The following is a 6034-nucleotide window of genomic DNA, read 5'->3' on the forward strand; positions in this document are numbered from 1 at the left end:
TTCAACCCACAGTTCGGAAGCTCGGCCATGCGCTTTTCGTGGATGCTGATCGGTTTGACTAGCGCCCTGCTTGCAGGCCCAGTGCACGCAGTTGACACGGCCAAGGCCGCCGTCGCCGAAGACAAGGCCGAAGTGCTTGAGGAAAAGGTGGTGGAGGATGCCCCGCCACCGAAAAAGGCCGAGACCATCACCCCGGGCGAGGTGAAGGCCGTCGACCCGGCCGGCAAGTCGCCGCTGGACGACAGCATCACCTGTCTGGCCCGTACCATCTACTGGGAAGCCAAGGGTGCCGATGCCAAGGACATGACCGCAGTGGCCAGCGTGGTGCTCAACCGCCTGGGCCACGATGGCTTCCCAGACACCATCTGCGGCGTCGTCAAGCAGGGCGTGGAGACCAAGGCCTGCCAGTTTTCCTGGTGGTGCGACGGGCGCTCCGATCAGGTTGAAGAGGCGCAACGCTACGACATTGCCAAAGAGATCGCGCGCAAGGCGCTGAACCAGCAGCTCAAGGACCCCACCGGCGGGGCGCTGTACTTTCACGACCGCAATGTGCACCCGCAGTGGGCCAAGGCCTACCGCAGGACGGCCGAGACCACGCACTTTCTGTTCTACAAGCCTCACCAGGCGCTCGCCCGCTGATCGGCGCGCTCAGAAGTCAATCGAGCCGGAGAACTTGACCAGGCGCGGGTCGCCCTGGGTCAGGTAGCCGCCGTTGGCGGAAGCCCAATAGTGCTTGTCGGTGAGGTTTTCCACGTTCATGCGCAGGGTGACCTCTTTTTGCTGCACCTTGAAGCGGTAGCGTGCGCCCACATCGAAGCGGTTCCAGGTCGGCAGGCTGAGGGTGTTGGCCGGGTTGGCGTACTGCCCCCCGGTACGCAGCATACGGGCGTTGAGCGCCACGCCCTGCAAGCCAGGCACGTCCCAATCGACGCTGGCGTTCAACTGGAAGGTCGGCACCCCGACCGCATGGTTGCCGTCATCGGCCCCGCCCTGGGTGTTTTTCAGCTCGGTGTCCATGCGCGTTCCGCCGGCCATCAAGCGCAGCCCCTGCACCGGCTCGCCGAACACACTCAGCTCGACGCCCTTGTTGACCTGCTCGCCATCCTGGACGAAAACATCGCCCTGAACAAAACCGTCGGTGGGCCGCTCGATACGGAACAGCGCCAGGTTGGCACCGAAGGTCTGGTAGTCGAGCTTGACCCCGGCCTCGACCTGCTTGGTCTTGGCCGGCGGGAACACCTCCCCGGCATTGATCACCTGGCCCGATGCAGTCGCACCTTGGGCCAGCCCTTCGATGCGGTTGGCGTACAGCGAGATCGACGGGTTGACCTTGTAGACGATGCCGTAGACAGGCGTGGTGACCGACTCATCGTAGAAGGCGTTGCGGCCAAGGTCCGGCCCCTCGCCGTCATAGGCATAGCCTTCGACGCGCAACTGCTGGCGCCGCACGCCGACGGTGACCAGCAAGGTATCGTCGAACAGGCCCAGCGTGTCGGACACGGCAAGGCTGCGGTTGCGCGTCTTGCCGGTAACCCCGGGGTCGTCCAGCTTGCCACCGGTGAAGGTGGGGGTGGTGGGTTTGGGCAACGGGTCGGTGTGGTAGAGGTTGGTGGCCTGCGAATTGTAGAAGACGAACGCGTTTTCTTGCTGGGTCCAGATGCTGGCAGCGCCGAGGTTCAGTTGGTGGCTGACCGGGCCGGTCTGCAAGCGGCCGTTGATGCCGCCCATGAAGGTGGTGTTGTCTTCGTTATGGGGGATTTTCGAACCGCCGATGGTGGCAGCACCGCTGGCGGCGTCAGTGAGAACCGGCGTGCCATAAAAACCGTTTTCGTGGGTGTGCTTGACGCCCCCGGCCAGGTAACCGCTCCAGGTGTCGTTGAAGTCGTAATCGCCGCGGACCATGCCGAAGGTGTCTTCGGTCTCGGTCCAGGCCCAGTCCTGGCCATAATTATGGTCGGCATCCGGCGCCCGGGGTATATCGCTCAGGCCAGCCCCCAGGCGTACCGAGTTGCGCATATGGTTGACCCGCTGTTTCTGATAGCCGATGTCGGTAGACAGGCGCAGCTTGTCGCCACGGTAGTCGAGGCCGACGATGAACAGCTTGCTGCGTTGGTCCTGGTCGTCGACTGCGGTTTCACCTTCACGTTGCGACAGGTTCAGGCGCACGCCAAAACGATTGTCCTCACCAAAGCGCTGGCCGAGGTCAAGGTGCTCACCCAGGCGGCCATCGCTGCTGATGTCCTGGGTGTAGCGGCGGGTCGGCGTATCGCCGGCACGCTTGGGCTGCAGGTTGACGTTACCGCCCAGGCCAGTACCCGTGGGGCTGGCGCCGTTGAGAAAGGCGTTCGGCCCTTTCAGCAGCTCGACCCGCTCCACGGCATCGGTGCTGATCATCTGCCTGGGCAGCACGCCATACAGACCATTGAACGCCACATCATCGCCGTTGAGCGGCAACCCCCGAATGACGAAGACCTGCGACTGGTTGCCGAAACCGAACGACTGGCGCACCGCCGGGTCATTGAGCAGTACATCGCCGATGTCCTCGGCTTGCTGGTCTTCGATCAACTGCGAGGTGTAGCTGGTCATGGTGAACGGCACGTCCATCATGTCCTGATTGCCCAGCACGCCCATCTGGCCACCACGGGCAACCTGGCCGCCGGCAAAGGCTTCCGGGGCTTCGCCCTTGCGCTTGGCGGACTCGGCATTGATGGCGGTGGCGTCCAGCTGGATCACACCGTCAGCCGCCTGGGCGGTAACGGCCACGGAACAGCAGACGGCGAGAAGGGTCGATTGATACTGACGGGATCGTGCCATGCAAGGCGCCTCGATAACGGGATGGGGCCTTCCTGGCACGGTGAAACTGCGGGCATAGGGTATAAGCGATTGAGTATTGTTTCTAGCCGAAACTAAGAATGATTACCAAGTGATCGCACTTTTTGCCCGACCAGTGGTCTACTCCCTCTTTTGCCGCCTGCAACGATTGCCGGCGTTTTCATTGCTTTACACGATACCGGGCCAAAAACCCTGGGCTTGTGTAGGATGAGCAGCGCTTACCACGACGCTGCCAGTCATAGGGAGATTCACATGCGCGTCCTGTCATCTGTTGCCGCCTTGTCGCTGGGCCTGGTCATCTCGACCGGGGCCTTCGCTGTGACTGGCGAAGAGGGGCAACTGATCGATTCGATCAATGCCTACCGCAGCAAGGCCCAGCCTTGCGGTGGCGAAGCGTCGCTGGAGCTTCCCCCCCTCAACAGCGACACCCGCCTGGCATTGTCCCCCGAGGGCACCCGCGACTTGCAGCAGGCCATGACCCGCGCTGCCTACCCGATGGTCAACGTGCAGGCGATCAGCCTCTCGGGCCCGCGTGATGCACAAGCGGCCATGCATGCTATCGAAGAGAGTTTCTGCCAAGTGGTGCTCGACCCGCAGTTCGTCGATATCGGCGTCAGCCAGGAAGGCCGCGACTGGCGCATCGTCCTCGCCCGCCCGTTGCTCAGCGGGCGCCTCGGTGACTGGCAAGCCGAGGGGCAGAAGGTGCTGCAGGAAATCAACGCTGCGCGCAAGTTGCCGCGCCAGTGCGGCGGCCAGCCCTTTGCTGGCGCCCCGGCGCTGACCTGGAATACCACCTTGGCCGGCGTGGCCGCCGACCACACCCGGGCCATGGCCAACCAGAACTTCTTCGACCACATCGACAAGGACGGCCGTACCCCCGGCGATCGAGCGGAGTTGGCCGGTTACCTGTATCAGCAGGTCGGCGAGAACATCGCTGCCGGCCGCGACAGCGCGCACAAGGTAGTCGACGGCTGGCTGGCCAGCCCTGGGCATTGCGCTACGTTGATGAACCCTGATTTCCGCGAGTTGGGGGCCGCCTATGCGGTGGACCCGAAGAGTGATGCCGGGATCTACTGGACGGCCTTGTTCGGTACCCCGCAATAAGCACCTGAACAGCCTGGGCGGCCTCAGCCAGCAGCCGCCCCGCTGCGCAGCTGCAACGCCGTACAGCCAAACCGCCGTCGCACGCACTTGCCCAGGTGGCTGGCATCGCCCAACCCGACTTCATCGGCAATCTGCGCCAGGCTGTGGCTGGAATTGAGCAACCGCCAGCGCGCCTGCTGCAAGCGCATTTCCCGCCACCAGGCCTTGGCGCTCATGCCCTGGCTGGCCAGGAACTGTCGATCGAGCTGCCGACGGCTGATGCACAGCTCTGCCGCCAGGTGCTCGACCGACAACGGTGAACCCAGGTGATGGCGCATCAACGCCAATGCGCGCTGAACCTGCCGCCCCTGCCCCACCCCCAGCTCCAGCGAGCGCAAGGCGTGGCGGCTATCGCGCGTTTCGTCTACCAGCATGTCGGCCAGGCCCTTCAGCGCTCGGGCTCGCCCACAGGCGCGCGACAACAGTTCTACGGCCAGGTCGACGGCCGCCGTCCCCCCAGCACAGGTGATGCGCCCGCCTTGAATGCAATAAAGCTGATCGCGCAGGACCTTCAGGTGAGGGAACGCGGTACGGAACTCGGCCTCATGCCGCCAGTGGACCACCACGTCGTGCCCCTCCAGCAGGCCGCACGCGGCCAGTAGAAACGCGGCGTTATCGACACCCACCAGCTTGACGCCAGCCTTGGCGGCCCGTTTCAGCAAGCCCTTGTAAGACGGTGCCAGCTCGGCGGTGGCCATGGCGTTGCGGCCGCCAAACAGCACCAGGTAATCGTACTGCTGCAGGTCGAGCTGTTCGGCGATGGCCTCTACCTGCACCACCACGCCACTGCTGGCGGCCACCGGCTCGCGGGTCAGTCCTGCCAGGGTCCAGCTGCAGTAGCGCTGACGGCTGTAGTCTTCGTCATCGGCGCTGAAGCGGAGCTTGTCGAGAAACGCCCCGAACGGCAGCAAGGCGAACTCCGGCAGCGGCACGATCAGCAGGCGGATATCAGGGGGCATCGCAGGGCGTCCGGATTGAACCATAGAATGTCCAGATAATACCCTCTAAAAACGTCGTCGTGGCCTAGACTGGCGCCCTGTGACCCTACAAGGCATTGCCCATGGCACTCGACACTTGGCTTATCTACCTGCTGGCCAGCATTGGCCTGTCGCTGACCCCAGGCCCTAACAGTTTGCTGGCCTTGACCCACGGTGCACTGTATGGCGCGCGCCGCACCCTGTTCACCATCGTTGGCGGGGTATTCGGCTTCAGCGCCCTGATCGCCCTGGCGATGTTCGGCCTCAGTGCACTGCTGCAAACCTCTGCATCGGTGCTTGGCATCCTCAAGTGGGTGGGTGGCGCCTACTTGGTCTGGCTGGGTGTGCAGCTGTGGCGCAGCCCGGCGCTGCACCTGGAGGTGACCCAGCGAACCCCGCGCTTGAGCAATGCGAGCCTGTTCCGTCAGGGGCTGCTGTCGGCCATGGCCAACCCCAAGGTGCTGTTGTTCTATGGCGCGTTCCTGCCGCAGTTCCTCGACCCCCAACGGGGGCTGTTGCTGCAGTTCGTGGTGATGGCGGCGACCTTTGCCAGCGTGGAGTTTGTGGTCGAGTACCTGCTGGCACGGCTGGCGTTTCGCATTCGGCCCTGGCTGGCCAAAGGCGGCAAAGGGTTCAATCGCTGCTGCGGGACATTGTTCGTCGTGATTGGCGTGGCGTTGCCCCTGGGCCGCTGAGCGGCCGTTTGTAGGAGCGGCCTTGCGTCGCGAAAGGGCTGCGCAGCGGCCCCAGATTTCAGCTTCGCCGCATAGATTGTCGGGGCCGCTACGCGCCCCTTTCGCGACGCAAGGCCGCTCCTACAAACCCCGCCGGGCCTGGATGAGGAACACGATCAACGCTACCCCGTGCCAGCCGAACTGGGCCAACAGCGCACTGGCCACCGCCGAGCCCAACGCCCCGCCCAGAAATGTTCATCTGCACCGCAAAGTCCAACAGCACGCCTGTCAGCGCCAGGCCGATCACGCTGAAGCCAGGCGATTGTAGGAGCGGCCTTGCGTCGCGAAAGGGGCGCGCAGCGGCCCCAGATTTCAGCTTCGCCGCATAGATTGTCGGGGCCGCTACGC

5 protein-coding genes and 1 pseudogene are annotated in these 6034 nt (G+C 64.1%); 3 read left to right on the forward strand and 3 right to left on the reverse strand.

Annotated features, from left to right (window positions below):
- The first annotated feature begins 27 nt into the window (after positions 1-27).
- The gene (locus HU766_RS21515; protein ID WP_186660432.1) at positions 28-639 is read left to right on the forward strand and encodes a cell wall hydrolase; all 612 of its coding nucleotides are present in this window, start codon (positions 28-30) and stop codon (positions 637-639) included.
- A 9-nt stretch (positions 640-648) separates the two neighbouring features.
- Here the strand turns inward: HU766_RS21515 and HU766_RS21520 are convergent, their stop codons facing one another.
- Positions 649-2814, reverse strand: coding sequence for a TonB-dependent siderophore receptor (locus tag HU766_RS21520; RefSeq protein ID WP_186660434.1), 2166 nt, complete (start codon positions 2812-2814; stop codon positions 649-651).
- A 270-nt stretch (positions 2815-3084) separates the two neighbouring features.
- On the opposite strand from HU766_RS21520, the gene HU766_RS21525 reads away from it, so the two are divergent.
- Positions 3085-3936, forward strand: coding sequence for a CAP domain-containing protein (locus HU766_RS21525; protein ID WP_186660437.1), 852 nt, complete (start codon positions 3085-3087; stop codon positions 3934-3936).
- Positions 3937-3959: 23 nt separating this feature from the next.
- On the opposite strand, the gene HU766_RS21530 is transcribed toward HU766_RS21525, so the two are convergent.
- Positions 3960-4934 carry a helix-turn-helix domain-containing protein gene (locus tag HU766_RS21530; protein WP_186660439.1) on the reverse strand — a complete coding sequence of 325 codons (975 nt, stop codon included), beginning with the start codon at positions 4932-4934 and terminating at the stop codon, positions 3960-3962.
- Positions 4935-5035: 101 nt separating this feature from the next.
- Between HU766_RS21530 and HU766_RS21535 the strand changes: the two genes are divergently transcribed.
- Entirely contained in the window at positions 5036-5647 is a 612-nt protein-coding gene (locus HU766_RS21535) for a LysE family transporter (protein WP_186660441.1), read from the forward strand.
- Positions 5648-5767: 120 nt separating this feature from the next.
- On the opposite strand, the pseudogene HU766_RS26260 reads toward HU766_RS21535, so the two are convergent.
- A pseudogene (locus HU766_RS26260) lies at positions 5768-5945 on the reverse strand (MFS transporter); the annotation flags it as partial.
- Positions 5946-6034: the final 89 nt, after the last annotated feature.

Source organism: Pseudomonas sp. SWRI77, assembly GCF_014269105.1.
GTDB lineage: Bacteria > Pseudomonadota > Gammaproteobacteria > Pseudomonadales > Pseudomonadaceae > Aquipseudomonas > Aquipseudomonas capeferrum.